This is a genomic window from Cereibacter ovatus, from assembly GCF_900207575.1.
Classification (GTDB): domain Bacteria; phylum Pseudomonadota; class Alphaproteobacteria; order Rhodobacterales; family Rhodobacteraceae; genus Cereibacter_A; species Cereibacter_A ovatus.
Map to the genome: position 1 here is coordinate 79,403 of NZ_OAOQ01000011.1, position 25,004 is coordinate 104,406.

Consider the following 25,004-nt stretch of genomic DNA (forward strand, 5'->3'; position numbering starts at 1 on the left):
GATGTTTACGAGTCCCTGGGTCGTCGCCCTGTCGGCCATCTTCGTCTGGTGGTTCTCGACCGGCATTTTGCTGTGGCGGGTGCGCCATGCCGACAACCGCGGCCCGGAATCGCACATGATTTCGGTGATCATCGGCCTGCCCCTGCTGTTCGCGGGGGTCTGGGGCTATTCGCACACGCTGGCCGATCTGTCGGTCAAGGGGGTCTATGTCGCCTTCCTGTCGGCGCTGGCCATCTGGGGCTGGATCGAGCTTGCGTTCCTGTCGGGCGTCATCACCGGCCCGAACACCGGCCCCTGCCCGGCCCACGCCCGCCCGGTCGAGCGGTTCCTGCGCGCGGTCGGCACCGTCCTGTGGCACGAAATCGTGCTGCTGACGGTTCTGGTCGCCATGACCATGCATGCGGTCGGAACGCCGAACCGTTTCGGGCTTTGGACCTTCATGATCCTGTTCATCGCCCGGATCTCGGCCAAGCTGAACCTGTATCTTGGCGTGCCCTACATCAACGTCGAGTTCCTGCCCTCGACGCTATCGCACCTGCCCAGCTACTTCCGCCGCACCCGGATGAACAATTTCTTCCCGCTGTCGATCACGCTTCTGACCTTCGCCACTGGCTGCTGGGTCGAACGCGCGCTGTCGGCGGATGGGTCAAATCATCGTGCGGTCGGCTTCTGGCTGCTGGCGGCGCTGACGGCGCTGGCGGTGCTGGAACACTGGTTCATGGTGATGAACCTTCAGGACAAGAAGCTGTGGAAATGGATGATGCCAGAGCCGCGAATCCCTGTCGGGCCCTATCACCCTGCCTCGCATCCCGCACCCCGGAACGCCGCAGAACCCGCACGGGCGCCCGAGGTCAAGTTGCTGAATAAAAAGGCAAACGGCCTTTAGTCCGGGACCGGCGGGAAAAGGTTCTGCGGCAATCAGTCATATCAAGGCGGACGGGCGCCAGCGCCATAGTCCGCCCGTCCGAATTGCTCCGGCAGGAAGCCAGATGTTCAGCCGTGCCACCGCCGACAGACCGTCGCAGGCCCCAACGGGCCAGCCCTTCCCGCGCCATTTGGCAAGCACGACCATTACCTTTTTTGCCGCCTTCTATCCCGTTGCGCGATCCCTCAGGCAGTGGCATGAGATGAACCGGAGCCCGCGTTCCAGAGTAACAAGTATGTGCCGGCGGCACCAATATCGTCACACCCATCTACCCATACAGGGAGGATCCACATGAAGTTCGACGTCAAGGCCCTCGCAGCCATCGCCGCTTTCGCGGCCGCCCCCGCTGTCGCCCAGGAAGGCGATGCCGCCGCGGGTGAGAAGGCCTTCAACCAGTGCCTGACCTGCCATGTCGTCGTGGACGACGCCGGCACCGTCATCGCCGGCCGCAACGCCAAGACCGGCCCGAACCTCTACGGCGTCGTCGGCCGCAAAGCCGGCACGCGCGAAGACTTCAAAGGCTATGGCGACGGCATGGTTGCCGCCGGCGAAAAGGGCCTGAACTGGGATGAAGAGCATTTCATCACCTACGTTCAGGACCCGACCAAGTTCCTGAAGGACTACACCGGCGATTCGAAAGCCAAGGGCAAGATGACCTTCAAACTGAAGAAGGAAGAAGACGCCCACAACATCTGGGCCTACCTCGTTTCGGTTTCGCCGGCTCAGTGACGCGCGTTTCGCGATCGGTCATCCGATAGCACGAAGGGCCGGCGGGACACCGCCGGCCCTTTCGTCTGGCTGCTGCCACTTTGGCAGCCCTGCGCGGATGGGCGGCCGAAACCGGCCGATCAGACGGACACCGCCTGCCGCACCCGGTCTCGGCCCAGTTCCGCCTTCGTGCCGGCCACATCGACCGCGCCACGCTTCAGCACATAAAAGCGGTCGGCCAGACCATAGGCAAAGTCGAAATACTGCTCGACCAGAATGATCGCCATATCGCCCTTTTCGCGCAGATAGGAAATCACCCGACCGATCTGCTGGATGATGTTGGGCTGGATGCCCTCGGTCGGCTCGTCCAGCAGCAAAAGTCTGGGCTTCATGATCATCGCCCGCGCGATGGCCAGTTGCTGTTGCTGCCCCCCCGACAGGTCGCCGCCGCGGCGGTGGGCCATGTCCTTCAGCACCGGGAACAGGTCGTAGATCTCGTCCGGGATGCGATGTTCGGACTTCGGCAAGGTGGCAAAGCCGGTTTGCAGATTCTCGGTCACCGTCAACAGCGGGAAGATCATCCGGCCCTGCGGCACGAACCCCAGCCCCCGCCGCGCCATGCCCTGCGGCGGCAGTTTCGGCAGATCCTCGCCATTGAGGATCACCCTGCCGCCCGAGCGCGGATGCGCCCCGGCAATCGCCTTCAGCAGCGAGGTCTTGCCCACGCCATTGGTGCCCATGATGCAGGTCACCTCGCCGGCGCGGGCTTCCATGTCGATCCCGTAAAGGATCTGGCTGCCGCCGTAATGCAGGGTCAGCCCTTCGGTTTTCAGCATCTTATCCACGCCCCAGATAGACTTCGATCACGGCCGGGTTCTTCGTCACATGGTCAAGGCTGCCCTCGGCCAGAACCGAACCCTCGTGCAGCACCGTGACCTTGCAGTTCAGCCGGCGCACGAATTCCATGTCATGTTCCACCACCACGACCGCGCGGGTTCTGGCCATCTCGACCAGCAGCGCGGTGGTGTGTTCACGCTCGGCCAGCGTCATGCCGGCGGCGGGTTCGTCCACCAGCAGCAGACGCGGTTCCTGCGCCAGAAGCATCCCGATTTCCAACCATTGCTTCTGGCCGTGCGACAGCTCGCCCGACTTGCGGTCGAGATGATCGCGAAGGCCCACCTCGGCGGCCAGTTCGGCCACCCGCTCGGCATCCACCTTCGCCGGGCGGAACAGCAGCACCGCAAACGGCGAGCGCGGCTTTTTCAGCGCCATCATCAGGTTGTCGAACACCGTCTGATCCTCGAACACGGTCGGACGCTGGAACTTTCGCCCCACGCCGGCCTGCGCGATCTGCGCCTCGGACAGCGACAGCAGCGAGACCGAGCGTTCCCCGAAGGTCACGCTGCCTTCGTCGGGCCGGGTCTTGCCGGTGACGATGTCCATGAAGGTGGTCTTGCCCGCCCCGTTCGGCCCGATGATCGCGCGAAGCTCTTGCGTGCCGATGTTGAAGGACAGGTTGTTGATCGCGCGAAAGCCGTCAAAAGTGACCGAGACGCCCGAAACTTCAAGAAGTGCGCTCATTCGGTGGCCTCTTTTTCTTGCAGCGCGCCGTCGTTCGGGCCAAGGGCCGCGCCGCGGCGGCTGGGATGGCGCAGGCCCGCGGCCCAGTCGATCAGGCCACCGATGCCCTGCGGCGCGAACAGCGTGACAAGGACAAAGGAGAGGCCCAGCAGGATCTGCCACCAATCGACCCACTGGATGATGTAGACGCCAAGGTCGATTGAGGGCGCCCGCCCGCCGGTGAACCATGTGGACAGAAGCGAGACGAAGGCCGCGCCGATGACCGCGCCGTAAAGCCGGCCCCTGCCCCCGATCGCGACCCAGACCGCCAGATAGATCGAGGCGATGGGCGCAAGTTCGGCGGGGTTAATGATGCCGGCCTGCGGATAGTAAAGCGCGCCGGCAATGGCCGCGACGATGGCGGTGACGGTGAAGACAAAGAGCTTGTAGCCCTCGACCGAATAGCCAAGGAAGCGCACGCGTTGTTCGTCGTCGCGGATCGCGCGCATCACCGATCCGAACTTGCCCGAGACGACCCAGGCCGCGATCAGGTAACCGAGGGCCAGCGCCGCGGCCGAGGCCCAGAGAAACCAGACCGACAGCGCATCCTGAGACACGCCGCCAAGGCCGGGGATGTTCTGAAGCCCCGACAGGCCGTTGTTGCCGCGCAGGCCCGAATCGTTCTGGTAAAGGTAAAGCGCCAGCGCCAGCGTCATCGCCTGCGTCAGGATCGAGAGATAGACGCCGGTGACCCGGCTGCGGAACGCCAGCCAGCCGAACGCCAGCGCCAGAAGACCGGGCACCGCCACGACCAGCACCAGTTGCGCAGGCAGACTGCCGGCAAAGGTCCAGACCGCGGGCAGGTCGGCCCCGCCCACCACGCCGAAGATCTGCGTCGCCACGCCATCGGCGATTTCCTGCGGGGTCGCGGGCAGCGGGGCATTGGCCAGCGCCTGAACCACGATTTCCTCGGTCCGGGCATACATCAGCCACATGCCGATCATGTAGCCCCCCAGCGCGAAGAAGGCCATGTGGCCAAGGCTGAGGATGCCCATGTAGCCCCAGACCAGATCCATCGCCAGCGCGACAAGGCAGAGGCAGAGGGTCTTGCCCAGCGTCTTGACGAAGGAGGTGGACAGGAACGACGTGCCGTAGGCGTGCGAAAGCAGCGTCACGCCGAGGGTGAACAGGGCAAGCAGGGCAAGAAACACCAGCACTGACGGATTGCGCGCGAAAAAGCCCTGTTTCATGCCATGAGACCTGGAACTGGAAGGCGGAGTGTCTGGCGCAGGCCGGTGCGGCGGGGGGCCAGCCCCCCGCTCCCCCCGGGATATTTGTGCCAGAATGAAAGGGAATGGCGGGTCACTGGGTCAATCTCCGGCGGCGCGGCCTTTGAGGGCGATGATGCCCCGTGGCCGGAACTGGATGAAGATGATGATGAGCAGGATCATGTAGGTCTGTGCGGCGAGTGTGTTCGAGGGGTTCAGCCACTCGATCCCTTTTTGCGCGCCGCCGATCATCGCGGCGCCCGCAAGCGTGCCCCAGATGTTGCCGACGCCGCCGACGACGACGGTCATGAAGCTTTGCACGATATAGTCCTGACCGAGTTCCGAGGTGACCTTGGCGAAGAGGCCGATGGCCACGCCGGCAATTCCGGCGATGCCAGAGCCGAGGCCGAAGGTCAGCATGTTGATGCGGTCGGGGTTGATGCCCATCGATGCGGCCATCGCGGGGTTTTGCGTCACGGCGCGGACCTCGAGGCCGAGGCGGGTGCGCTTCATGATGAAGAGGAAGATGCCGAGGAAGATCAGGGCCAGGGCGAAGATCGCGATGCGGATGTAGCTGATCGAGACCACATCGTTGAGGGTGAGGGCGCCGTCGAGCCAAGCAGGCGAGGTGAGCGGCCGGGCCTGGGTGCCGAAGATGTTCTTGGCCAGTTGCTGAAGGGCGATCGAGATGCCGAAGGTCGCAAGCAGGGTTTCCAGCGGGCGTTTGTAGAGGTGGCGGATCACCAGCCGTTCCATCGCGACGCCTGCCGCGAAGGTGACGGCGAAGGCGAGAGGCAGCGCCACGAGGATCGAGATCGTGTAATCCGCGATCCAGAGCTGGGTGACATAGCCGGTATAGGCGCCCATCATGATGAATTCGCCATGGGCCATGTTGATCACCCGCATCACGCCGAAGGTGATGGCAAGGCCGATGGCGGCAAGGAAGTAGATCGAGGCGAGAGAGACCGCATCAAGGGCCAGGTCGGCGGCCTGCATCAGGCCCACGCGGGTCTCGATCCGGTCAAGCGCCTTGCGAGCGGCGGTCGTGACTGCGGGATCGGGTTCGGCGTAGGTTTCGAGGAAGCGGAAGGTGGCGAGGGTTGCGGTCACCTCGTCTTCTGTGGCGGCGGCGGGCACGATGCCTTGGGTTTCCAGCGCCGTATAGGCGCGGTCGCGGGCCTGTTGGCTGTCGAGGGCCTGCAGGGGGATGCCCGCCACGGCCCCGTCGCGGATCTGTGCGATCAGGGTTTCGCGCTGCGCGGTGCGGGTCAGGCGGGCGGGGGCCGCGCCTTGTGCCACGAGAAGGTCATAGGCATCCTCGCGCGGGAGATCCTTGCCGGGGGTCAGTTCGCGGGCGACGTTCAGGCCCTGCGGCGCACTTTTGACCGCAACGCGGGTGGTCGCCACCAGCGGGTTCAGCGCGGCGCGCAGGTCAAGGCCAAGGTCGGGACCGAAGCTGTCGATGGCGGCCACGCGTTCGTCAGCGGTGGCGCCGAAGCGCAGGGTCAGCAGCCGTTCGAGCCGCGCCAGCGCCGGGTCGGGGGTCTGGGCCAGTGCGGCGCGCAGGGGGGCGAGATGTTCGGCGGCGGGATCGCGGGCGACCGATTGCAGCGCCTGTGCGCGCCGCACCGGGTCGGGGTCGGCCAGCTGGAACCGCACAAGCGCCGTGGCGATCAGGCCGCGCACGCCGCTGTTGGGGCGCAGTTGCGCGATTTCGGCCTTGGGCGCGGTGCCGGCAGGGGTGCCGGCAAGATCGCTCAGCGCCCAGCCGCCATTGGCGGGGGCGATCAGAACGAAGCTGCCGTCGGCTTTGCGCAGGCCGAGGCTGCGGTCGGCCCAGGCGGCGAGGATCGTGGCGGCGGCGGGATCGCCCGAGGCGGCCAGCGCCTCGATCACCGGGCCGATGGTCTGGCGCGAGGCCTTTTCGATCAGCGCGCGGTTTTCGGACAGGATCTGCGCGGCGGGAGTGCCTTGCGCAAGGGCGGGCAGCGCGGACACCAGCGCCGCGACAAGAATCAGGACAAATCGCATTCGGACCTCGGCCATCAGAGAGGGGGACGGCGCGGCGCCGTCCCCGACCGGATCAGTAGTTCGACTTGATCTGCACGCAGGTTTCGGTCTGCGTGTTGTACATGCCGCATTTCAGGCCCTTCCAGTCCGACTCGAGCACGGCCGACTCTGGCAGGAAGTCGGTCCAGGCATCGCCCGGCACCGGCTCGGTCTGAGACACGATGTCGAACTGGCCGTCTTCCTGAATCTCACCGATCAGCACCGGCTTGGTCAGGTGGTGGTTCGCAAGCATCTCGGATTCCGAGCCGGTGAGGTTCGGGAACTTCTGGCCCACCATCGCATCGGCCACGGCGTCAACCTCGGTGCTGCCGGCCTGCGCGACCGCGTTCGCCCACATGTTGAAGCCGATGTAGGTGGCCTCCATCGGGTCGTTGGTCACGCGGGTTTCGCCCATGCGGGCCTTCCACGCGGCGACGAAGGCTTCATTTTCGGGGCTTTCGGCCGACTGGAAGTAATTCCAGGCCGCAAGGTGGCCGACGAGGTTCGAGGTATCGAGACCCGACAGTTCCTCTTCGCCGACCGAGAAGGCCACCACCGGGATGTCGTCGGCCGAGATGCCCGCCGCCGCCAGTTCCTTGTAGAAACCGATATTAGCATCGCCGTTGATGGTCGAGATCACGCCCACCTTCTTGCCGTCGGCCCCCAGCGCCTTCACATCGGCCACGATCTTCGACCAGTCGGAATGGCCGAAGGGGGTGTAGTTCACGAAGATGTCGCTTTCCGGGATGCCTGCGTCTTTCAGATAGGCCTGAAGGATGTTGTTCGTGGTCCGCGGGTAGACATAGTCGGTGCCAAGCAGCGCGAATTTCTGCACGCCCAGTTCGTTCAGGAAGTAGTTCACCGCCGGGATCGCCTGCTGGTTCGGCGCGGCGCCGGTGTAGAACACGTTTTTCGACGATTCCTCGCCCTCATATTGCACCGGATAGAACAGCAGGCCGTTCAGTTCCTCGATCACCGGCAGGACCGACTTGCGGCTGACGCTGGTCCAGCAGCCGAAGATCACGTCCACGTCCGAGACCGTCAGCAACTCGCGCGCCTTTTCGGCAAACAGCGGCCAGTCGGATGCCGGATCGACAACCACGGCTTCCAGCTTCTTGCCCAGAAGCCCGCCCTTCTTGTTCTGCTCGTCGATCAGCATCAGGACGGTGTCCTTCAGCGTGGTTTCGGAAATCGCCATGGTGCCCGACAGCGAGTGCAGGACGCCGACCTTGATCGTGTCCTCTTCGGCCCAACCGGCCCCCGCAAGCGACAGCCCGAGCGCGGTCCCGAGCAGATATCCCTTCATGCGGATCATATATGCGTCGTCCTTTTGTCTGGCCAAGCGTCGCCGGTCCGTCCCGAAGGTCGGTCGCGGTCTGTCAAGACTTGGCATTCCCCGTTGAATCCGCCGCGGCACTGGCTGCCACGGGCGCCGGGCCGGTCATGGCGCGACCCTCGCGGCATCCAGATGACGCCGGCACCCGGTCTGCGGCAAGACGAGGGGCCGGGCGGCCCGTCGGCTCGGGCGGTTTCGCCTTCAATTTGTGCAAGTCACAGGGCGAAGTGCTGAAATCGGGCAGAAGCCGCGCGCGGATGGCGCAAAACAGGTCGTCTGCTTATTCCTGAGGCTTCAGGACAAGACCGCCTTCGCGTTCCAGAAAGGCCAGGATCTCGGCCACGCCCTGCCCGCTGCGCAGCCGCGCCATGACATAGGGCCTGGGTCCACGGGCGCGACGGGTGTCGTCTTCCAGAAGCGCCAGATCGACCCCAACATGCGGGGCAAGATCGGTCTTGTTCACCACAAGCAGGTCGGATCGCGCCAGCCCCGGCCCACGTTTGCGCGGAATGTCCTGCCCGGCGGCGGTATCGATCACATAGATCGTCAGATCGGCCAGTTCCGGGCTGAAGGTGGCGGCCAGATTGTCGCCGCCCGATTCGATCAGGATCAGATCCAGATCGGGAAAGGCGCGGCGCAGGTCGGCCACCGCGGCCAGATTGATCGAGGCATCCTCGCGAATCGCGGTATGGGGGCAGCCGCCGGTTTCCACGCCCCGGATGCGGTTGGCCGGCAAGACCTGCGCCCGCATCAACGCCTCGGCATCCTCGCGGGTGTAGATGTCGTTGGTGATGACCGCCATCGAACAGCGGTCGGCCAGCGCGGCGCACAGCTTTTCGGTCAGGGTGGTCTTGCCGGCGCCCACCGGGCCGCCGATTCCCACACGCAGGGGGCCATGGTTCATGTCTTGAAGATCCTTACATTCAGGGTTTCGTGCCGCATCGCGGCCAGATCGGCACGGAAGGCCGCGGTAAAGATCGCCTCCAGCGGCGCCACGGCGGCCGTGGCCGCAAGATCGGTGATCAGCGGATGCAGCGCGGCCAGAATGCGCTGTCCTTCGGTCTGGCCCAGCGGCACGAATCGCACCGCAGCCGAGACCAGATTCGCCGCAAATCCATGCAGCGCCAGCGCCACCACATCCGCCACCGGCAGGCCAAGCGGCGCCGCGGCCTCGCCGATCGCCACCGGCAGCGGACGGGGCGGCAGCGGACGCCCGGTCAGCGCCGCAACGGTGGCGGCAAAGGCTGCGCCCTGCTCGTCGGTTTCGCGCAGGCGTTCGGCCGAAGGGGCAAGCGCGCGGGCCAGATCGGTCAGCCGGTCGGGATCTTCCCCCTTCAGCGCATGGGCCAGCAGGATCGCATCGGTCCGCCCCGCGCCAAAGCGCAGGACATCGGTGATCCAGGCCCCGACCTTGTCCCGGTCGCAAAGCCCGTCCTCGGCCGCCGCCCATTCAAGCCCGTGCGAATAGGCGAACGCCCCGGTCGGAAAGGCAGGGGACAGCCATTGCACCAGCGTCAAGAGCGCAAGGCTCATGCCGGGTCGGCGTCGGGGGCGTCGTCCTCGTCCGGCTGGCGCGAGACATGCACATGCACATGTGGATGGCCATGGCCATGGTCATGCATCTCGGGGCCGTGGTCGTGGCCCATGGTCCTGCCATGGCCATAGGCGCCCCCCTCGGGGCGGAAGGGTTCGGTGGCGGCGGCGACGGTCATGCCAAGGCCGCGCAGCATGGTCTCGAGCACATGGTCCTGTCGGATCACCAGCCGGTCGGCCTCGATCTGGCAGGGGGTGTGGCGGTTGCCGATATGCCAGGCGGCGCGGGTCAGCGCACCGGTCACCACCAACACCGCCTCGGGGGCGGCGCGCACTTCGATCAGGCGGCCATCGGCCAGTTCAAAGGCATCGCCCTCATCCAGGCTGGTGGTCTCGGGCAGATCGACCAGAAAGCCCTCGCCGGCTTCGGTTTCCAGCCGTTTGCGGCGCAGGAAACGGTCGTCATGGCCAAGGCGCACGCATCCCGCGGCCGCGCCGGTCCAGTCGCCCTGTCGCATCAGGCGGCGGGCTTGGGGAAGATCGGTCATGGCAGATCCTTTCTTTGGGTCGGCATCAGCGATTCGTTAACCGCAGGGCGGCAGTGTGTCGGGGAACAGAGTGGCAACGGGGGCAGGAATGCACAAGGCGAACGCAGCAGACGAGCTGGCCGAGGTCCGGGCGGCCATCGCCCGCCTGCGGCTGAGAGAGGCAAGGATCTGCGCCACGATCCTCGCCACCCCCGAAGAAGCCGCAGGCGGGCTTCAGTTCCGCGCCGAGGTGGCGGAACGGCGGTTCCGTCTGTTTGACCCGGCGCTTCTGCCCGGCTCGGTTCTGTCCGATCCGCGCTACTGGCGCGAAAGCGTCAGCCGCGAGGTCCGCTGCCTGCCTGCTGCGGATACGCCGCCGATGATCGCGCCCCGCCCGCGCTGCCCGCTGCATTAGCCCGTGCATCGCACGCGATGATCCATCTTGCCCGGTGCGTCCGACGTTGGGTCGTGGCGTCAGTAAAGGAAATACCGCTGCGCCAGCGGCAGTTCGGCCAGTGGCTGACAGGTCAGAAGTTCGCCATCCGCGCGCACCTCATAGGTTTCGGGATTCACCTCGATCTGCGGGCGATGCGCGTTCAGTTTCATGTCGGCCTTGCCGATGCCGCGCGTGCCTTCCACCGCCAGCACCTGCTTGCGCAGGCCAAGGCGGTCGCCCACGCCATCGGCCCGTGCCGCCTGCGACACGAAGGTGACGGCACTGGCATGAAGCGCGCCGCCAAAGGCACCGAACATCGGCCGGCTGTAGAACGGCTGCGCCGGGATCGAGCCATTAGGATCGCCCATCTGCGCGCAGACGATCATGCCGCCCAGCAGCACCATGTCCGGCTTGGCGCCGAAGAACGCAGGCGACCACAGCACAAGATCGGCGCGTTTGCCTTCCTCGACACTGCCGATGTGGCGCGAGACGCCGTGGGCGATCGCCGGGTTGATGGTGTATTTCGCGATATAGCGCCGGACGCGCAGGTTGTCGTTGGCACCGGTTTCCTCGGGCAGCCGCCCGCGCTGCACCTTCATCTTGTGCGCGGTCTGCCAGGTGCGGGTGATGACCTCGCCCACGCGCCCCATCGCCTGACTGTCCGACGAGATCACCGAGAACGCACCCATGTCGTGCAGGATATCCTCGGCGGCGATGGTCTCCTTGCGGATGCGGCTTTCGGCAAAGGCCACGTCTTCGGGGATCGAACGGTCGAGATGATGGCAGACCATCAGCATGTCCAGATGCTCCTCCACCGTGTTGGCGGTGTAGGGCATCGTCGGGTTGGTGGAGGAGGGAATCACGTTCGCCGCCCCCACCACCTTGATGATGTCGGGGGCATGGCCGCCCCCCGCGCCCTCGGTATGGAAGGCGTGGATGGTTCGCCCGCCGATTGCCGCCAAGGTGTTCTCGACAAAGCCCGATTCGTTCAGCGTGTCGGTGTGGATCATCACCTGCACATCCATCGCATCGGCGACCGTCAGGCAGCAGTCGATGGCGGCGGGCGTGGTGCCCCAATCCTCGTGCAGCTTCAGACAGGCGGCGCCAGCGCGCACCTGTTCTTCCAGCGCAGCGGGCAGGCTGGCGTTGCCCTTGCCCGCAAAGGCCAGGTTGATGGGAAAGGCATCGGCGGCCTGCAACATCCGCCCGATATGCCACGGCCCCGGCGTGCAGGTGGTGGCAAGCGTTCCATGCGCGGGCCCCGTGCCGCCGCCCAGCATGGTGGTGATGCCGGAATGCAGGGAATCCTCGATCTGCTGCGGGCAGATGAAGTGGATATGCGCATCCATCCCGCCCGCGGTCAGGATACGACCCTCGCCGGCGATCACCTCGGTTCCGGGGCCGATCACGATATCCACGCCGGGCTGAGTGTCCGGGTTGCCGGCCTTGCCGATCTTCCAGATCAGCCCGTCGCGCAGACCCACATCCGCCTTCCAGATCCCGGTCCAGTCCACGATCAGCGCATTGGTGATGACGGTATCCACCGCGCCTTGCGCACGAGTGCGCTGGCTTTGGCCCATGCCGTCGCGGATCACCTTGCCGCCGCCGAACTTGACCTCTTCGCCGTAGGTGGTCAGGTCACGCTCGACCTCGATGATCAGATCGGTATCCCCAAGGCGCAGCCGGTCGCCCGTGGTGGGGCCGAACATTGCGGCATAGGTCGCGCGGGAAATGGACGTGGGCATGGACGCTCCTTCAGGTCGGACAGGGCCGGGCGGGGGCCGGCACAGCACCGGCCTTCACCGCAAGGAGGCGTCGGACCAGCCTCAGCCCCGGGGTTTCTTTGCCGCCCGCGTCAGACGCGCCGCATTCACGCGAGTCCGCCGGCGGATCGGTTGCAGCGCGGCGGCCGCCACCTCGTGCGGGTGCTTGCCTTGCATCGCCGCCATGGCCGCAGCCTGGGCCGACTGGGCGAAGGCCACGCCTTTCTCGGCCACCATGCGCTGGTTTTCCTGGGGATGCGGGGTCAGAACGCCCATCATGCCCAGCGTGCGCAGCGTCATCACGGTTTGCGCCTCGACCACCATCATCCCCATCTGCCAGGAAAGCTTCATCATGTCGGCAAGCGGAAAGGTGGGGGCCATCTGGCATCTCCTGCGGTGTGCGTCCTACAGCTTGCCCATGATCCGGGCGTTGAAGCCATAGACTTCTCGGGCACCGGCATAGGACACAAGTCGGACTTCCCGGGTCTGGCCCGGTTCGAATCGCACCGCCGTTCCGGCGGGAATATCAAGCCGCATCCCCTGCGCCGCATCCCGGTCGAAGGCAAGGCCGGGATTGGTCTCGGCGAAATGATAGTGCGACCCGACCTGCACCGGCCGGTCACCCGTGTTCGCGACCAGAAGGGTGATCTGCTCGCGATCCGCGTTCAGCAGGATGTCGCCCGGCGAGGGAAGGATCTCTCCGGGAATCATCGCCATCCCCTCAACCCAGCGCAAGAATCAGACCGGCAAGAGCGGTGCCACCGCCCAGTCCGCGCGCCGCACCCGCCCCCGTCAGACGCGCAAGCGCGAGTCCCGCGACAAGACCCACACCATGCAGCGCCGCTGTCGAGACCAGAAAGCCCGCGGCATATGACACAAGGCCCTGTACCGGCCCTTCGGCCCCATGGGCGACGCCATGCGCCGCGCCGAACATGGCGATGGCCGCCAGCGCAAGAGGCAGCGCCGGCCGCAGCGCCAGCGCGGCGGCCGCCCCGATCAGGATCGACGAGGCAAGGATCATCGGCTCGGCCACAGGCAGTTCAAGGCCCGCAGCGCCCATTGCCCCGCCGCCCAGCATCGCGGCCAGAAACGCCGCCGGCATCGCCCAGATCCCCCGCCCCCCGGTCACGGCCGCCCACAGGCCAACGGCCAGCATCGCCAGCACATGATCGGCACCGCCGACCGGATGCGCCAGACCCATCATCAGCGACGCGCCTTCGACATGTCCCGGATGGGCATGGGCGACCGCCGGCAGCAGGCTCAGCGTTGCAAGGCCAACGGCAAGGTGATGAATTCGCATGGCAACCTCTTAGCGGATCGGGTGGTGGACAGTGACAAGCTTGGTGCCGTCGGGAAAGGTCGCCTCGACCTGCACGGAATGAAGCATCTCGGGCACCCCTTCCATGCACTGCTCTGCGGTGATGACATGGGCGCCGGCCTGCATCAGATCGGCGACGGTTCGGCCTTCGCGCGCCCCCTCGATCACGAAATCCGAGATCAGCGCCACCGCTTCGGGATGGTTCAGCTTGACCCCCCGCGCCAGGCGGCCGCGTGCCACCATGGCCGCAAGGCTGACGAGAAGCTTCTCCTTCTCTCTGGGTGTCAGGTTCATCCGTTCCTCTCTTACAACTGCCAGACGCGGGGCAGATCGCGCCCACGCAAGGAGGCCAGCACCCGCGCCACCTGCCGCCGTAACGGCCAGCCGTCGGGCGCAAGCAACCGCAGCACCAGTTTGCCCTGAAACGCCGAGGCCGCGGCCTCGACCCCCGGTTCGTCCAGCGCGGCCCGGGCGCGCACCAGCGCATCCTCGGCCCCCGGCCCGACCATCGCCAGCGTCGCAAAGGCCCGCGCCCCGCCAAGAATCGCCGGCCCCGCCCCCGCCGCCAGCGCATGCGCGTCAAAGGCCAGCGGGTCGACCAGAACCGGGCGCCCCTTGTGCCGGACGCACCGCAGATCGCGAAAGGCCAGCCGCGTCACTGTCTCGCCCATCGCGGCCCGGCCCAGAACCACCGTTTCCAGCATCAGGCAACCCGCGCCTTCGGCCAGATCAACCGTGGTTTCGCGATCCAGCGCCGCACCGTCGTAAAGAATTGTCTCTTGCGGCAGCCAGTCCAACCAGCCGCCACGACCCACCTGATGCGCCACCGTCACCCGCGCGGTGCCTTCGCCCGCGGCATAGGCACGTTCGGCGGTCTGCGTGGTGACAACCGCACGGCAGCCTTCGGCCAGTGTCAGGCTGTAATCCAGCCGGTCGCCCCCGGTCAGCCCACCCGCGGTGTTCAGAAACACGATCTCGGGCACCGGCCCCGCGACATGCGGCAGGAACGCCTTGGCCGAACCGCGCTGCGCCAGATCGCGCAACCGCACCGCCCCGCGCGCCATGCCCATCGCCACATGCGCGGCACCTTGGCTGCGTTCAAGACGGGCAAGCTGGGGGGTATGGGCGGTCATCTTGGCGCCATCGGATCAGCCCGAAGCCCGGACCGCAATCGCACCCGCCCGGTATTCGGGCACTTCCGGCAGGGGCGCGGCGGTGCAAGCCCGCCAAAAAGGCAGATTGCCCACCAAACAGGCGACGCAAAAATCCTGCGCGGCCTTTCCTTCCGCCGCGCGATTTCCGATCATCCCCCGGACCCGAGCCCCGAGGAGCCCGCCTTGCCCCAGACCGCCCCGCCCATCGGCACCCTCCTCAGCGCGCCGCCGCCCGCCTTTTCCGAATCCGAAGCCGTCCGGCTGGCCGAAACGCATTTCGGCCTGACCGGCCGCGCCACCTGTCTTACCTCGGAACGCGACCAGAATTTCCGCCTTGTGACCGAGGACGGAACCTTCGTGTTGAAGATTGCGAACTCGGCCGAGCCGCGCGCGGTGACCGAATTTCAGAGCGCCGCGCTGATCCATCTGGAAGGCACAGACCTGCCGGTGCCGCGGGTGATCCGCACCCGGGACGGGGCGCCCGGGGCGGACCTTCCCGGCGGCAGCCTGTTGCGGCTGTTAAGCTGGGTTCAGGGAGAGCCGCTTTGGCGTGCCCGCGCCGGCGCGGCGCAACGCCGGGCGGTGGGCGATTGCCTTGGCCGGCTGGCGGCGGCACTGGCGGATTTCACCCATCCCGCGGCCGACTACGACCTGCTGTGGGACATCCGTCATGCCGCGCGACTGCGGCCGCTGCTGCCGGCGATTCCCGATGCGCCGACAGCAAGGCTGGCCAGCCGCGTGCTGGACATCTTCGACGCCGAGGTGGCGCCGCGGTTGCCCGATCTGCCATGGCAAGTGATCCACAACGATCTCAATCCCTATAACATCATGGTGGACCCGACCGATCAGGCCCGCATCACCGGGGTGATCGATTTCGGGGACATGGTGCGCACGGCGCGGGTGTGCGATGCGGGGGTGGCGGCGGCCTATCAGATCGACCCCTGCGACCCGGCCGGATCACTGGCCGATTTTGCCGCAGGCTATGCGCAGGCCAATCCGCTGCTGCCCGAAGAAATCGCCCTGCTGCCCGATCTGGTGGCAGCGCGAATGGTGACGACCATCGCCATCGCCTCATCGCGCGCGGCCAGCCACCCTGAAAACGCACCCTACATCCTGCGCAATCTGCCGGCCTCGGCCGCGGGGCTTGAGGCGCTGATGCGCCTGCCACACGGCGAGGTGGCGGCCACCCTCGCCCGGGCCTGCGCCCCATGACCACCGACCGGATGCCCAACGCCTTTCGCGCCGGCACCACCCCCCTGCCCGAGCGTGACGCCGCGCTGATCGCCCGCCGCAGCGCCGCCCTTGGGCCGGCATACCGGCTGTTTTACGAAAAGCCGCTGCATCTGGTGCGCGGTCAGGGGGTCTGGCTGTATGACGCCGACGGCCGGGCCTATCTCGATGCCTATAACAACGTGGCCTCGGTCGGGCATTGCCATCCGCGCGTGGTCGAGGCAGTGGCGCGGCAGGCAGCCACGCTGGCCACCCACACCCGCTATCTGCACGAAGGGGTGCTGGATCTGGCCGAGCGGTTGCTGGCGACGATGCCGGCCGCGATCGGTCATGTGATGTTCACCTGCACCGGGTCCGAGGCGAACGACCTTGCGCTGCGGCTGGCCTTCGAGGCGACCGGCGGAACCGGGGTGATCGTGACCGAGAACGCCTATCATGGCGTGACGCTTGCGGTGGCAGGGGCCTCGCCCTCGCTGGGGGCGGGGGTGGCGCTGGGGCCGCATGTGCGTACCATCCCCGCGCCCGACCCCGCAACCGGCGCCGACGCCCGCTTCGCCGCCGCGGTGGAAGCCGCCTGCGCCGATCTGCTGCGCCACGGCATTCGCCCCGCCGCGCTGATGGTGGACACGATCTTTTCGTCCGACGGCGTGTTCGCCGAGCCGCGCGGCCTGCTGGCCCCCGCGGCGCAGGCGATCCGCGCCGCGGGCGGCCTGTTCATCGCCGACGAGGTGCAGCCCGGTTTCGGCCGCACCGGCGAGGCGATGTGGGGATTCGCGCGGCATGGCATGGTGCCCGACATGATCTCGATGGGGAAGCCGATGGGGAACGGCTATCCGGTGGCGGCCCTTGCGCTGCGCCCCGATCTGGTCGCCGGATTCGGCGCCCGCGCCCGGTATTTCAACACCTTCGGCGGCAATGCGGTGGCGGCCGCGGCGGCGCTGGCCGTGCTGGACGTGATCGAGACCGAAGGTCTGCAACAGAACGCGCATGCGGTGGGCGGCCGATTCCGTGCGGCCCTTGCCGCGCTTTCCCACCGTCATCCTGCGGTCGGAGAGGTCCGCGGCGCCGGACTTTTCATCGGGCTCGACATGATCGACCCCGAGTCGCGCGCCCCCGATGCCGCAAAAGCGGGCCGGATCGTCAACAGCCTGCGCGAAGCGGGGGTGCTGATCTCGGCCACCGGCCCGCAGGGCCATGTGCTGAAGATCCGCCCGCCGCTGGTGTTTTCAGACAGCGATGCGGCGCTGTTTCTTGACCGGCTTGATGCCGTGCTGACGGCCAACCCCTGATTCCAGCCCGCCTGCCGCGCCGGGGCAGCAGCGGGGTGGACCGGCCAAGCGTCCAAATTTCATCGAAAAAATCCCCCCACATGGGGATGCGGCGGCCCCTTGCCAAGGGGGGGCCACGGCGCCCGCACGACCCCGTCCGTGCTGCACCGGGGCCGGGTCAGCCAGCGTCAATTTCCCGCGCGCCTGCGTCAAAATTGTCCCTTTTCAACCGCTTACCGAACCCATGGCGCCAAAACGGAAGCCAATAAGTCGCACCCAAAACGGCCTTGTAAGGGGAGGTTGACATTGAATCTGTCAGCCAGATGTGACACCCATAATGTGAGCCGGGCAGAACCGAAGCTCACCGCAAGGTGGACAAGGAAAGCTCGGTCTCGATCGAAGCCAGCGTGCAGGCCCTACACGCAAAACGTCGATTACCAGTTGGGAGACGACACAGTGACTGACGATCTGAACAAAGTCTGGCCGAGCGGCCTGACCGTTGCCGAAGCCGAAGAAGTTCAAAAGCAACTCATCCTCGGCACTCGCGTTTTCGGTGGCATGGCGCTCATCGCGCACTTCCTCGCCGCCGCTGCGACCCCGTGGCTCGGCTGATAGGAGAATATTGAAATGACCAACGGCAAAATCTGGCTCGTGGTGAAACCGACCGTCGGCGTTCCGCTGTTCCTCAGCGCCGTCGCGATCTCGTCGTTCCTCGTGCACCTCGCCATCGTGACCAACACGACCTGGCTGCCCGACTACTACGCGGGCTCGGCGAAAGCCGAGTAATGCTGCCAAGGGCGCGGGCCCTTCGGGCCCACGCCATGCAGTAGCCAACCTCCGAGCAGGCCGGGATCGCAGGGTTCCGGCCTGCTCGTCGCGCAAGCGGCGCGCGTATCCGCCGCCTTGTCCGTTCGGGCTGCGTGCCTGAGGCCCGACCTTCTGTCTTCGCCGCATGACGGCGCAATCCCGGGATTCCTCACGCATGAGCCGCTTTGCCGAGCACCTTGTCCGGATCGGACCGCGTTTTCTTCCCTTCGCCGATGCCGCCTCGGACGATCTTCCGCTAAGCAAACTGCTGCGGCTGTCGCTGTTTCAGGTCGCCGTCGGCATGTCGATCGTGCTGCTGGTCGGCACCCTGAACCGGGTGATGATCGTCGAGCTTGAGGTGCCGGCCTCGGTCGTCGGCATCATGATCTCGCTTCCGCTGCTGTTTGCCCCGTTCCGCGCGCTGATCGGCTTCAAGTCGGATACCCATGTCTCGGCACTGGGTTGGCGGCGGGTGCCGTGGATCTACAAGGGCACGCTGGCGCTGTGGGGCGGGTTTGCCATCATGCCCTTTGCGCTGATCGTGCTGGGCGGCAAGGGCTATGCCGAGGGCCAGCCGTTCTGGCTGGGCGTCTCGTCCGCCGGTCTGGCCTTTCTGATGGTCGGCGCGGGCGTCCACACCATCCAGACCGTCGGCCTTGCGCTGGCCACCGACCTGGCCCCGCGCGAGGATCAGCCGAAAGTGGTCGGGCTGATGTATGTCGTGCTGCTGATCAGCATGATCTTTTCATCGATCGGCTTCGGCTGGGTGCTGGAACCTTATCACGATGCGCAGCTGATCAAGGTGATTTCCGGCGTGGCGGTGGCGGTGTTCTTCCTGAACATGGTCGCGCTGTGGAAGATGGAGGGGCGAAACCGCGCCTACACCGTCAAGCCCGAAAAGCAGCCCGAGTTTTCCGAGCATTGGCGCGAGTTCATCAGCCGCAAGAACGCGCTGCATGGGCTGGTCGTGATCGGGCTGGGCACGCTGGGCTTCGGCATGGCCGACGTGATCCTTGAGCCCTATGGCGGGCAGGTGCTGGCCATGACCGTGTCCGAGACGACGCGGCTGACCGCGACCTTCGCCGGCGGCGGTCTGATCGGCTTCTGGCTGGCATCCTGGGTGTTGTCGCGCGGGTTCGACCCGATGCGCATGGCCGCACTGGGCGCCGCCGTCGGCATCCCGGGCTTTTTCGCCGTGATCGGGGCGACACCGATGACAAGCACATGGATCTTCGTGATCGGCACGCTGGTGGTGGGCTTTGGCGGCGGGCTGTTCAGCCACGGCACCCTGACCGCCACGATGCGGCTTGCCCCGAAAGAGCAGGTGGGCCTTGCCCTTGGCGCCTGGGGCGCGGTTCAGGCCACCTGCGCGGGGGTGGCCGTCGCGTCGGCGGGCGTGCTGCGCGACATCGTCCAGGCGATGCCCGACCTGCACCAATATGGTGCGGCGACGCCCTATCTGTTCGTGTTCGTGCTTGAGGCGGCGTTCCTTGTCCTGACGGTTCTGGTCGTGTTGCCGCTGCTGCGCGCGGCACTGGCCGCCCAGCGGATCTGATCCGAATCAGCCGATTGCGCTAAGCCGACCCCCCCCACGACCGAGGATGACGCGCCCTGATGGTTCGCTCCTCGGTCGTTTTATTTGCACATTTATCAATCTTAGGTTGCCAGCAATCAATCATGGCGGAATATTGCTGCCGATGGGCAGTGGGCGGCAGCCGCGGAAGAACTGCCATAAATTCGCCATAAATCAGTTTCTTGCCGTCAAACGGGCCCTGTGATGCCCCGAGCCTTCGTGTCAGGGCGGTCACAGCAGGAAACGACACCGAAGGCGCGGATCTTTAAGGGCGCGCGAGGCTATGCTAAAGTATAGGCACTGAACAAAAGTCATTACGACATACATTGACCAGCCCTAATCGGCCCTGTCGACAAGGTGGATAGTTACAGATGAACCATGCCCAGGATTCGTTTTCCAAATCCCCGACCGCCCTGCCTTCGACCGCACCCCCGCTGCCCGCCGAACGCCGCGCGCTGGCGGTGATCGATCCCCGCACGCTGGAGCGCGACTGTTTCGTGCGCTGCATCGAACTGGCGCGCCCCGACATTGCCATCTCGGGGTTCAACTCGATCGACGACTGGCAAAACCGCCACGACGCCGGCCTGTGTCAGGTCGTGCTTTACAGCACCGGCAACCGCGCGGTCCAAGAGGTCGCGGCCGAGATCGCAGATCTTGTGGCGCTTGCAGCGGCCTCGCCGGTGGTGGTCATCGGCACCGCCAATGACCTGAGCGAGATGCTGGCCGCCTTCGACTGCGGCGCACGCGGCTATCTGCCCTCGTCCGTCGGGGTGGATGAGATCGTCGAGACCAGCCTGCTGACCTCGTTCCGGGGTATTTTCCTGCCGCTGGCCAGCCTTCAGGCACTGCGCGCGTCGGTGCCGCAGACGACCCCGCCCGAGACCTCCTGCGATGAACACCTGACCGAGCGTCAGCGCGCGGTCTGCGAGGCGCTTCGGCGGGGCAAGTCGAACAAGATCATCGCCGGCGAGTTGAACCTGTGCGAAAGCACCGTGAAGGTTCACATCCGCAACATCATGAAAAAGCTGGGCGCGAAGAACCGCACCGAAGCGGCGTTCAAGCTGAATGCAAGCATGATTGCGGGCGGGGGCCGTCTGTCCTGACGGCAAGGATCGCGCCCCGGCCCGGAACCGGGCCGGGGCGCCAGAACTCAGGACGCCTGCGAGTAGCGGGCTTCCGGCGTTTCATAGGCATCGAACACCCGCGCGATCATCCGCGCCAGCGCCCGGCCTTCCGGCGCGATCGACATCGAGCCATTTTCGTCCACGGAAATGAACGGTGCGAACTTCGCATTCGCCTCGGCGATACGTTCGACCATGGTTTCGGCCGCCTCGCCAAAGCTGGCGCGCAGCGCCGGCAGGTCAAGGAAGAACTCGCACATGATCATCTCGATGGCGCGGGCGTGCAGGTAATCCGCATCGGTCATGCGGTGGCCGCGATAGCCGGGAAGGCGCCCCTCTTCCACCGCCTTGATATAGGCTGCGGTGGCCGCGGTGTTCTGAAGATAGCCTTCCGAGAACTTCGAGATCGACGAGGCGCCGATGCCCAGCAGCGTCGGACAGCTGTCGTCGGTATAGCCCTGGAAGTTCCGGCGCAGCTTGCCGGTGCGGGCGGCAATGGCCATGCCGTCGTCGGGCCGGGCAAAGTGGTCGATGCCGATCCGGTCAAAACCGCCCTCGGTGAACATCTTCGCCGCCAGATTGGCCAGCTCGTGCCGCTCGATATCGGTGGGCAGCACCGCCTCATCGATCAGCTTCTGGCGCTTGGCCATCCACGGCACATGGGCATAGCCGAAGATCGCGACGCGATCGGGGCCAAGTTGCAGCACCTTGTCGATGGTGGCGGCAAGGCTTTCGCGGTTCTGATGCGGCAGCCCGTAGACAAGATCGGTGTTGAGCGAGTTGACGCCATACCGGCGCAGCGTCTCGACGCAGGCCAGCGTGTTCTCGAACGGCTGTTCGCGGCCGATGGCGTTCTGGACGATGTCGGTGAAGTCCTGAATCCCGATCGAGGCGCGATTCATGCCCTCTTCGCTCAGGGCGCGGATCTTCGGCTCGTCCACCATCATCGGGTCGATCTCGACCGAGAATTCGTAGTCGTCCGCGAAAGGGATGACGGCCTTGATCGCCTGCGCCAGCTTGTGGATCAGCTCGGGCGACAGAATCGTGGGCGTGCCGCCGCCCCAGTGCAGCCGGCCGGCCTTCACCCCTGCCGGCAGATGCGCCTTCACCAGTTCCAGCTCTTGCAGCAGCGTGCCGACATAGGCTTCGACCGGGGCCAGCGTCTGGGTGCCCTGCGTGCGGCAGGCGCAGAACCAGCACAGCCGTTCACAGAACGGGATGTGGATATAGACCGAGATCGGCACGGCAGGATCGAGGGCCTCGATCGCCTGGGCCTGAAACTCTGCTCCGACGGCACCGGAAAACACGGGCGCCGCCGGATAGCTTGTATAGCGCGGCACGCGCGCATCGAAGAGTCCGAGACTCTGGAGAAGGGCGATGTTTGTCATGGGGAACCTCTTAACGGTTCCGGTCAAAGTAGACTTTGCGCAAGATCAAACGCCCCGGACAGGGTGTCGCAGCCTTAGAACGGCCGCGGCGAGACGCCCAGAACCGGCCCATGCAGCCCAAGCGCCAGCGCCCACAGCGCAACCATCAGCAGAAGACGCGGCAAAAGCCAATCCTCGTTCTGCCGCAGCCAGTGCGGATCGGCCAGCGGGCGCAGCGAAAACAGCGCCGTGGATCGGAACGCCGTGGCGGCATCCGTCGGCGGCAGGGCGCGGCGGGCGCGGGCGTCGAACATCGGGATCGCCGCAATCGACAGGCAGAAGAACGATCCGAACATGATGACATGGGCCAGATCGCCATTCGCGATCATATGCGCCCCCGACCACAGCATCAGCGCAATCAGCAGCGGATGGCGGGTGATGGCGGCAAAGCCGGGACGGTCGGGATCAAAGCCCGCACCGCGCTTGCCGCCCAGCGTCCAGGGCCAGGGCAGGCCGATGCCCTGCACCACCAGCGTCCAGAAGATCGGTGCGGTAAAGTTCGGCACCCAGCGCAGGGTGACGGTCTGCGACCAGAGTTCGACGAAAGGCGCCCGGCCCGCGGCCGAGATCAGCCATGCCAGCACCAGAAGCGAGACGGTGCCATAGGCCGCAAAGTAAACCCGCCGGCCCATCCGGGCGGTCAGCCATTCGCGCAGGCCGGGGCGTGCCGGCAGCATGTGGGATGCGAAGAAGGCGGCAAGGGCTGCCGCAAATTCGATCCAGTCCGTCACCCCGGGGTCTCCGCTTTTTGCATGAGGCGCACGATATGCGCTGCAAAAAGGTGGGTAGCGGGCAGCCCAAGCACAATACCGCCAATGACCGACCATCCGGGGCTCAGGACCGGCATCCCCACCCAGGACAGGATGAGCGAGGCGAAGAACAGGTTCACCGCCGCCGCGCCCGCCCCGAACGGATAAAGCCAAAGGGTGACGCGGGTCTGGCGGGTCATCGGCGCTGCACCATCCATTGCACCGCCGCCAGCGCCAGCACAAAGCCGACCGAGGCCATGGCGAACCAGAATTCGGCCACATCGGTCTGGGCCTGCGGCACGGGTCGTTCGAAGGTGGCGGCAGCAAGGACGCCGGGGATCAGGATCAGCAGGGGAAGCAGGATGCGCATGTCAGGTCTCCTGTGTCAGAGTGCGATAGATGTCGGGCAGCGCACGCGACAGGCGCGCGGGATCGGGAAGAAGGGTAAAGCCGGACCGGCCAAAGATGCGGGCGAACCAGTCCTGCCCGTCCGCATCCACAACCACGCCATGCACGGATTGTGCCAGCGCACGCGCCTCGCGAACGGCCATGCGACTGTCCTCGATGCCATGGATGCCTTCGTAATGGTCCAAATCGTTGGGCTTGCCATCAGTCAGGATCAGCAGAAGTTTCCGGCTGGAAGGCTGGTCGGCCAGCATGGCCGAGGCGTGCCGGATCGCAGCGCCAAGGCGGGTGTAATGGCCCGGACGCAGGCCGCCGATCCGGGCGGTGACGGCGGGGCCCATGTCTTCGTCAAACCCCTTGCAGCGGTTCAGGAACACCCGGTCGCGCCGCAGCGAGGAAAAGCCCCAGATCGCCAGCCGGTCGCCCGCCACGTCGATGCCGCCCGCCAGCGCCGCCAGCGCCTCGCGCGCGGTGTCGATCACCGAACGGTCGCCCACCACGGCCTCGGTCGAGCGTGAGCAATCCATCAGGATCGCCACCGACAGGTCGCGCTCGATCGCGCGGGCGCTGCGGTAGATGCGGTCGCTGCCGTGGCCGGTGGACCGCAGCGCGACCTGCGCCTCGATCAGCGCGTCCAGATCCAGTTCCGCCCCTTCGATCTGCCGCTTGCACAGGATGCGGCGGGGGTGAAGCGTCTCGAACTGGCGGCGGACGCGGGTCATCAGCCGCGGGTCGGGGTGGAAGGCGGCGCCCGGCTCGGCGCAGGCTTCCAGCACGCGGGTATGATCGGGCATCAAGCACCGCGCGCGGTGATTCCATTCGGGGTAGGTGAAGCGGTCCGAGAGACGCTCGTGTTCGGCATCCTGCGGGGCAAGGTCGAGATGCAGGCGCAGCCGGCTGGCCGCCCGTTTGAAATGCTGGGTCAGGGTGATCTGGTCCTGATCCTCGGCCGCCTTCTGCGCGTTTTCCTGATCGTCGTCGTCGGTGGCGCGGTTGATGTTCAGCGCCTCGACCCAGGACAGGATCGCCTCGAAGCGGTGGACGATGAAACTGTCGCGGCGGTTGGCCTGATCCAGCTCGCGCCGCTGGCCCACCTTGCGTGTCGTGGTGGGCAGGCCCGCGGGGGCGGTGGTCTCGTCGGGCGTGGCCGCCGCCGCGCCCCCTGCCCCGCGCGACAGCCGCAGCCACAGCGGCACCGGGGCGAAGGGCATGTAGCCGCGCGGCTCGTGATCCGAAAGGCTGCGGGCGGTGGCCGGCCCGCCCAGCGCGGCGCGCAAGTGGTCTTCGACCGCAGCTTCCGCACCGAAGGCGGGATGGGTCACGCGCGCCAGCCGGACATGGGCCGACAGCGCCTTGTAAATCTCGGCCAGCCCCGGCGCCAGCGCCAGAACCCGCGCCGTCGCCGCCTGCATCGCGGCGATCTGCGCAAGGTCGGCGGCCAGCAGCCCTTCGGTCGCCGGCACCTCGGTCTGGCTGGCAAGGGCTGCCAGCCACAGGTAAGCCGCCCGGTTCAACTCGGCCGAGGGGAAGCAGTCCAGCACCGGGGGCAGGCGTAACCGTTCGCCATCAAAGCTGGCCACATGTTCAAGGATGCGGGTTTCCCCCAGCCGCGACCCGATCCCCCGGCGATGCCGGGCGGCGGTGGCGGGGCTGGCGGCGATCTCGACCCCCGCCGGCCCGCCAAGGCCACGAAACAGCACGGCGACACTGGCGCGCATCGCCTCCAGCGGGACGGCGGCGGCCTCGTGGCCCCGAAGGGCCGCGAACCGGCTGGCATAGTCGTGCCAGAGGTTGCCGACCGTCTCTTCCGGCTCCATCAGGTCGAACACATGGAAGCTCATGGCGGC

At 66.5% G+C, this 25,004-nt stretch carries 28 protein-coding genes; 9 read left to right on the forward strand and 19 right to left on the reverse strand.

Annotated features, from left to right (window positions below):
- Position 1: 1 nt before the first annotated feature.
- Both puhE and cycA read left to right on the forward strand, forming a co-directional pair.
- Entirely contained in the window at positions 2-886 is an 885-nt protein-coding gene (gene puhE, locus CRO07_RS12200) for a putative photosynthetic complex assembly protein PuhE (protein WP_097030962.1), read from the forward strand.
- Between the two features lie 330 nt (positions 887-1,216).
- Complete coding sequence (gene cycA / locus CRO07_RS12205; protein ID WP_097030963.1) at positions 1,217-1,654, forward strand: cytochrome c2; 438 nt, start codon at positions 1,217-1,219, stop codon at positions 1,652-1,654.
- Between the two features lie 119 nt (positions 1,655-1,773).
- Here cycA and urtE read toward each other — a convergent pair whose 3' ends face one another.
- The 8 genes from urtE to ureE all read right to left on the reverse strand — a co-directional run bounded on the left by urtE (position 1,774) and on the right by ureE (position 9,927).
- Positions 1,774-2,469: an urea ABC transporter ATP-binding subunit UrtE gene (urtE, locus tag CRO07_RS12210; protein WP_097030964.1), complete on the reverse strand. Its 696-nt coding sequence runs from the start codon at positions 2,467-2,469 to the stop codon at positions 1,774-1,776.
- A gap of 1 nt (position 2,470) precedes the next feature.
- On the reverse strand, positions 2,471-3,214 hold the full coding sequence (urtD, locus tag CRO07_RS12215) for an urea ABC transporter ATP-binding protein UrtD (protein ID WP_097030965.1): 744 nt from the start codon (positions 3,212-3,214) through the stop codon (positions 2,471-2,473).
- On the reverse strand, positions 3,211-4,443 hold the full coding sequence (gene urtC, locus CRO07_RS12220; RefSeq protein WP_097030966.1) for an urea ABC transporter permease subunit UrtC: 1,233 nt from the start codon (positions 4,441-4,443) through the stop codon (positions 3,211-3,213). Before urtC ends, urtD begins: the two co-directional genes overlap by 4 nt.
- A gap of 120 nt (positions 4,444-4,563) precedes the next feature.
- Positions 4,564-6,492 (reverse strand): urea ABC transporter permease subunit UrtB, encoded by a 1,929-nt coding sequence (gene urtB, locus CRO07_RS12225; protein WP_097031003.1) that lies wholly within the window; start codon positions 6,490-6,492, stop codon positions 4,564-4,566.
- Positions 6,493-6,544: 52 nt separating this feature from the next.
- Entirely contained in the window at positions 6,545-7,816 is a 1,272-nt protein-coding gene (urtA, locus tag CRO07_RS12230; protein WP_407919631.1) for an urea ABC transporter substrate-binding protein, read from the reverse strand.
- A 310-nt stretch (positions 7,817-8,126) separates the two neighbouring features.
- Complete coding sequence (ureG, locus tag CRO07_RS12235) at positions 8,127-8,750, reverse strand: urease accessory protein UreG (RefSeq protein ID WP_097030968.1); 624 nt, start codon at positions 8,748-8,750, stop codon at positions 8,127-8,129.
- Complete coding sequence (locus CRO07_RS12240; RefSeq protein WP_097030969.1) at positions 8,747-9,379, reverse strand: urease accessory protein UreF; 633 nt, start codon at positions 9,377-9,379, stop codon at positions 8,747-8,749. The genes ureG and CRO07_RS12240 overlap by 4 nt, the downstream gene beginning before the upstream one ends.
- Complete coding sequence (ureE, locus tag CRO07_RS12245; RefSeq protein WP_097030970.1) at positions 9,376-9,927, reverse strand: urease accessory protein UreE; 552 nt, start codon at positions 9,925-9,927, stop codon at positions 9,376-9,378. The genes CRO07_RS12240 and ureE overlap by 4 nt, the downstream gene beginning before the upstream one ends.
- Before the next feature lie 88 nt (positions 9,928-10,015).
- Here ureE and CRO07_RS12250 point away from each other — a divergent pair, with 88 nt between their 5' ends.
- Complete coding sequence (locus CRO07_RS12250) at positions 10,016-10,321, forward strand: hypothetical protein (RefSeq protein ID WP_097030971.1); 306 nt, start codon at positions 10,016-10,018, stop codon at positions 10,319-10,321.
- A gap of 59 nt (positions 10,322-10,380) precedes the next feature.
- On the opposite strand, the gene ureC is transcribed toward CRO07_RS12250, so the two are convergent.
- The 6 genes from ureC to CRO07_RS12280 form a co-directional block, all read right to left on the reverse strand.
- Entirely contained in the window at positions 10,381-12,087 is a 1,707-nt protein-coding gene (ureC, locus tag CRO07_RS12255) for an urease subunit alpha (protein ID WP_097030972.1), read from the reverse strand.
- An 81-nt stretch (positions 12,088-12,168) separates the two neighbouring features.
- A complete protein-coding gene (locus tag CRO07_RS12260; RefSeq protein WP_097030973.1) occupies positions 12,169-12,486 on the reverse strand; it encodes an antifreeze protein in 318 nt (105 codons plus the stop codon).
- A 24-nt stretch (positions 12,487-12,510) separates the two neighbouring features.
- On the reverse strand, positions 12,511-12,816 hold the full coding sequence (locus CRO07_RS12265; protein WP_097031004.1) for an urease subunit beta: 306 nt from the start codon (positions 12,814-12,816) through the stop codon (positions 12,511-12,513).
- A 10-nt stretch (positions 12,817-12,826) separates the two neighbouring features.
- Positions 12,827-13,405, reverse strand: coding sequence for a HupE/UreJ family protein (locus CRO07_RS12270; RefSeq protein WP_097030974.1), 579 nt, complete (start codon positions 13,403-13,405; stop codon positions 12,827-12,829).
- A gap of 9 nt (positions 13,406-13,414) precedes the next feature.
- Positions 13,415-13,717: an urease subunit gamma gene (locus CRO07_RS12275; protein ID WP_097030975.1), complete on the reverse strand. Its 303-nt coding sequence runs from the start codon at positions 13,715-13,717 to the stop codon at positions 13,415-13,417.
- A gap of 11 nt (positions 13,718-13,728) precedes the next feature.
- The gene (locus CRO07_RS12280; protein ID WP_097030976.1) at positions 13,729-14,556 is read right to left on the reverse strand and encodes an urease accessory protein UreD; all 828 of its coding nucleotides are present in this window, start codon (positions 14,554-14,556) and stop codon (positions 13,729-13,731) included.
- A 204-nt stretch (positions 14,557-14,760) separates the two neighbouring features.
- Here CRO07_RS12280 and CRO07_RS12285 point away from each other — a divergent pair, with 204 nt between their 5' ends.
- From CRO07_RS12285 to CRO07_RS12310, 6 genes are all read left to right on the forward strand, one after another.
- A complete protein-coding gene (locus tag CRO07_RS12285; RefSeq protein WP_097030977.1) occupies positions 14,761-15,789 on the forward strand; it encodes a phosphotransferase in 1,029 nt (342 codons plus the stop codon).
- Positions 15,786-17,096 (forward strand): aspartate aminotransferase family protein, encoded by a 1,311-nt coding sequence (locus CRO07_RS12290; RefSeq protein WP_097030978.1) that lies wholly within the window; start codon positions 15,786-15,788, stop codon positions 17,094-17,096. Before CRO07_RS12285 ends, CRO07_RS12290 begins: the two co-directional genes overlap by 4 nt.
- Before the next feature lie 435 nt (positions 17,097-17,531).
- Positions 17,532-17,687 (forward strand): light-harvesting protein, encoded by a 156-nt coding sequence (locus tag CRO07_RS12295; protein WP_096786228.1) that lies wholly within the window; start codon positions 17,532-17,534, stop codon positions 17,685-17,687.
- 15 nt (positions 17,688-17,702) lie between these two features.
- Positions 17,703-17,861 carry a light-harvesting protein gene (locus CRO07_RS12300; protein WP_097030979.1) on the forward strand — a complete coding sequence of 53 codons (159 nt, stop codon included), beginning with the start codon at positions 17,703-17,705 and terminating at the stop codon, positions 17,859-17,861.
- 196 nt (positions 17,862-18,057) lie between these two features.
- On the forward strand, positions 18,058-19,437 hold the full coding sequence (locus CRO07_RS12305; protein ID WP_097030980.1) for a PucC family protein: 1,380 nt from the start codon (positions 18,058-18,060) through the stop codon (positions 19,435-19,437).
- 389 nt (positions 19,438-19,826) lie between these two features.
- The gene (locus CRO07_RS12310) at positions 19,827-20,558 is read left to right on the forward strand and encodes a response regulator transcription factor (RefSeq protein ID WP_097030981.1); all 732 of its coding nucleotides are present in this window, start codon (positions 19,827-19,829) and stop codon (positions 20,556-20,558) included.
- 47 nt (positions 20,559-20,605) lie between these two features.
- On the opposite strand, the gene hemN is transcribed toward CRO07_RS12310, so the two are convergent.
- The 5 genes from hemN to CRO07_RS12335 all read right to left on the reverse strand — a co-directional run bounded on the left by hemN (position 20,606) and on the right by CRO07_RS12335 (position 24,998).
- A complete protein-coding gene (gene hemN / locus CRO07_RS12315) occupies positions 20,606-21,964 on the reverse strand; it encodes an oxygen-independent coproporphyrinogen III oxidase (RefSeq protein WP_097030982.1) in 1,359 nt (452 codons plus the stop codon).
- Between the two features lie 74 nt (positions 21,965-22,038).
- Positions 22,039-22,734 (reverse strand): NnrU family protein, encoded by a 696-nt coding sequence (locus tag CRO07_RS12320; protein WP_097030983.1) that lies wholly within the window; start codon positions 22,732-22,734, stop codon positions 22,039-22,041.
- Positions 22,731-22,952 (reverse strand): NnrT protein, encoded by a 222-nt coding sequence (locus CRO07_RS12325; RefSeq protein WP_097030984.1) that lies wholly within the window; start codon positions 22,950-22,952, stop codon positions 22,731-22,733. Before CRO07_RS12325 ends, CRO07_RS12320 begins: the two co-directional genes overlap by 4 nt.
- Entirely contained in the window at positions 22,949-23,122 is a 174-nt protein-coding gene (locus CRO07_RS12330; protein WP_097030985.1) for a protein NnrT, read from the reverse strand. The genes CRO07_RS12325 and CRO07_RS12330 overlap by 4 nt, the downstream gene beginning before the upstream one ends.
- A gap of 1 nt (position 23,123) precedes the next feature.
- Positions 23,124-24,998 (reverse strand): nitric oxide reductase activation protein NorD, encoded by a 1,875-nt coding sequence (locus tag CRO07_RS12335; RefSeq protein WP_097030986.1) that lies wholly within the window; start codon positions 24,996-24,998, stop codon positions 23,124-23,126.
- Between the last annotated feature and the right edge of the window lie 6 nt (positions 24,999-25,004).

Coding starts and splice junctions, on each gene's coding strand:
- puhE (WP_097030962.1), top strand. CDS start 2: ATGTTTACGAGTCCCTGGGTCGTCGCCCTGTCGGCCATCTTCGTCTGG.
- cycA (WP_097030963.1), top strand. CDS start 1,217: ATGAAGTTCGACGTCAAGGCCCTCGCAGCCATCGCCGCTTTCGCGGCC.
- urtE (WP_097030964.1), bottom strand. CDS start 2,469: ATGCTGAAAACCGAAGGGCTGACCCTGCATTACGGCGGCAGCCAGATC.
- urtD (WP_097030965.1), bottom strand. CDS start 3,214: ATGAGCGCACTTCTTGAAGTTTCGGGCGTCTCGGTCACTTTTGACGGC.
- urtC (WP_097030966.1), bottom strand. CDS start 4,443: ATGAAACAGGGCTTTTTCGCGCGCAATCCGTCAGTGCTGGTGTTTCTT.
- urtB (WP_097031003.1), bottom strand. CDS start 6,492: ATGCGATTTGTCCTGATTCTTGTCGCGGCGCTGGTGTCCGCGCTGCCC.
- urtA (WP_407919631.1), bottom strand. CDS start 7,816: ATGAAGGGATATCTGCTCGGGACCGCGCTCGGGCTGTCGCTTGCGGGG.
- ureG (WP_097030968.1), bottom strand. CDS start 8,750: ATGAACCATGGCCCCCTGCGTGTGGGAATCGGCGGCCCGGTGGGCGCC.
- CRO07_RS12240 (WP_097030969.1), bottom strand. CDS start 9,379: ATGAGCCTTGCGCTCTTGACGCTGGTGCAATGGCTGTCCCCTGCCTTT.
- ureE (WP_097030970.1), bottom strand. CDS start 9,927: ATGACCGATCTTCCCCAAGCCCGCCGCCTGATGCGACAGGGCGACTGG.
- CRO07_RS12250 (WP_097030971.1), top strand. CDS start 10,016: ATGCACAAGGCGAACGCAGCAGACGAGCTGGCCGAGGTCCGGGCGGCC.
- ureC (WP_097030972.1), bottom strand. CDS start 12,087: ATGCCCACGTCCATTTCCCGCGCGACCTATGCCGCAATGTTCGGCCCC.
- CRO07_RS12260 (WP_097030973.1), bottom strand. CDS start 12,486: ATGGCCCCCACCTTTCCGCTTGCCGACATGATGAAGCTTTCCTGGCAG.
- CRO07_RS12265 (WP_097031004.1), bottom strand. CDS start 12,816: ATGATTCCCGGAGAGATCCTTCCCTCGCCGGGCGACATCCTGCTGAAC.
- CRO07_RS12270 (WP_097030974.1), bottom strand. CDS start 13,405: ATGCGAATTCATCACCTTGCCGTTGGCCTTGCAACGCTGAGCCTGCTG.
- CRO07_RS12275 (WP_097030975.1), bottom strand. CDS start 13,717: ATGAACCTGACACCCAGAGAGAAGGAGAAGCTTCTCGTCAGCCTTGCG.
- CRO07_RS12280 (WP_097030976.1), bottom strand. CDS start 14,556: ATGACCGCCCATACCCCCCAGCTTGCCCGTCTTGAACGCAGCCAAGGT.
- CRO07_RS12290 (WP_097030978.1), top strand. CDS start 15,786: ATGACCACCGACCGGATGCCCAACGCCTTTCGCGCCGGCACCACCCCC.
- CRO07_RS12300 (WP_097030979.1), top strand. CDS start 17,703: ATGACCAACGGCAAAATCTGGCTCGTGGTGAAACCGACCGTCGGCGTT.
- CRO07_RS12305 (WP_097030980.1), top strand. CDS start 18,058: ATGAGCCGCTTTGCCGAGCACCTTGTCCGGATCGGACCGCGTTTTCTT.
- CRO07_RS12310 (WP_097030981.1), top strand. CDS start 19,827: ATGAACCATGCCCAGGATTCGTTTTCCAAATCCCCGACCGCCCTGCCT.
- hemN (WP_097030982.1), bottom strand. CDS start 21,964: ATGACAAACATCGCCCTTCTCCAGAGTCTCGGACTCTTCGATGCGCGC.
- CRO07_RS12325 (WP_097030984.1), bottom strand. CDS start 22,952: ATGACCCGCCAGACCCGCGTCACCCTTTGGCTTTATCCGTTCGGGGCG.
- CRO07_RS12330 (WP_097030985.1), bottom strand. CDS start 23,122: ATGCGCATCCTGCTTCCCCTGCTGATCCTGATCCCCGGCGTCCTTGCT.
- CRO07_RS12335 (WP_097030986.1), bottom strand. CDS start 24,998: ATGAGCTTCCATGTGTTCGACCTGATGGAGCCGGAAGAGACGGTCGGC.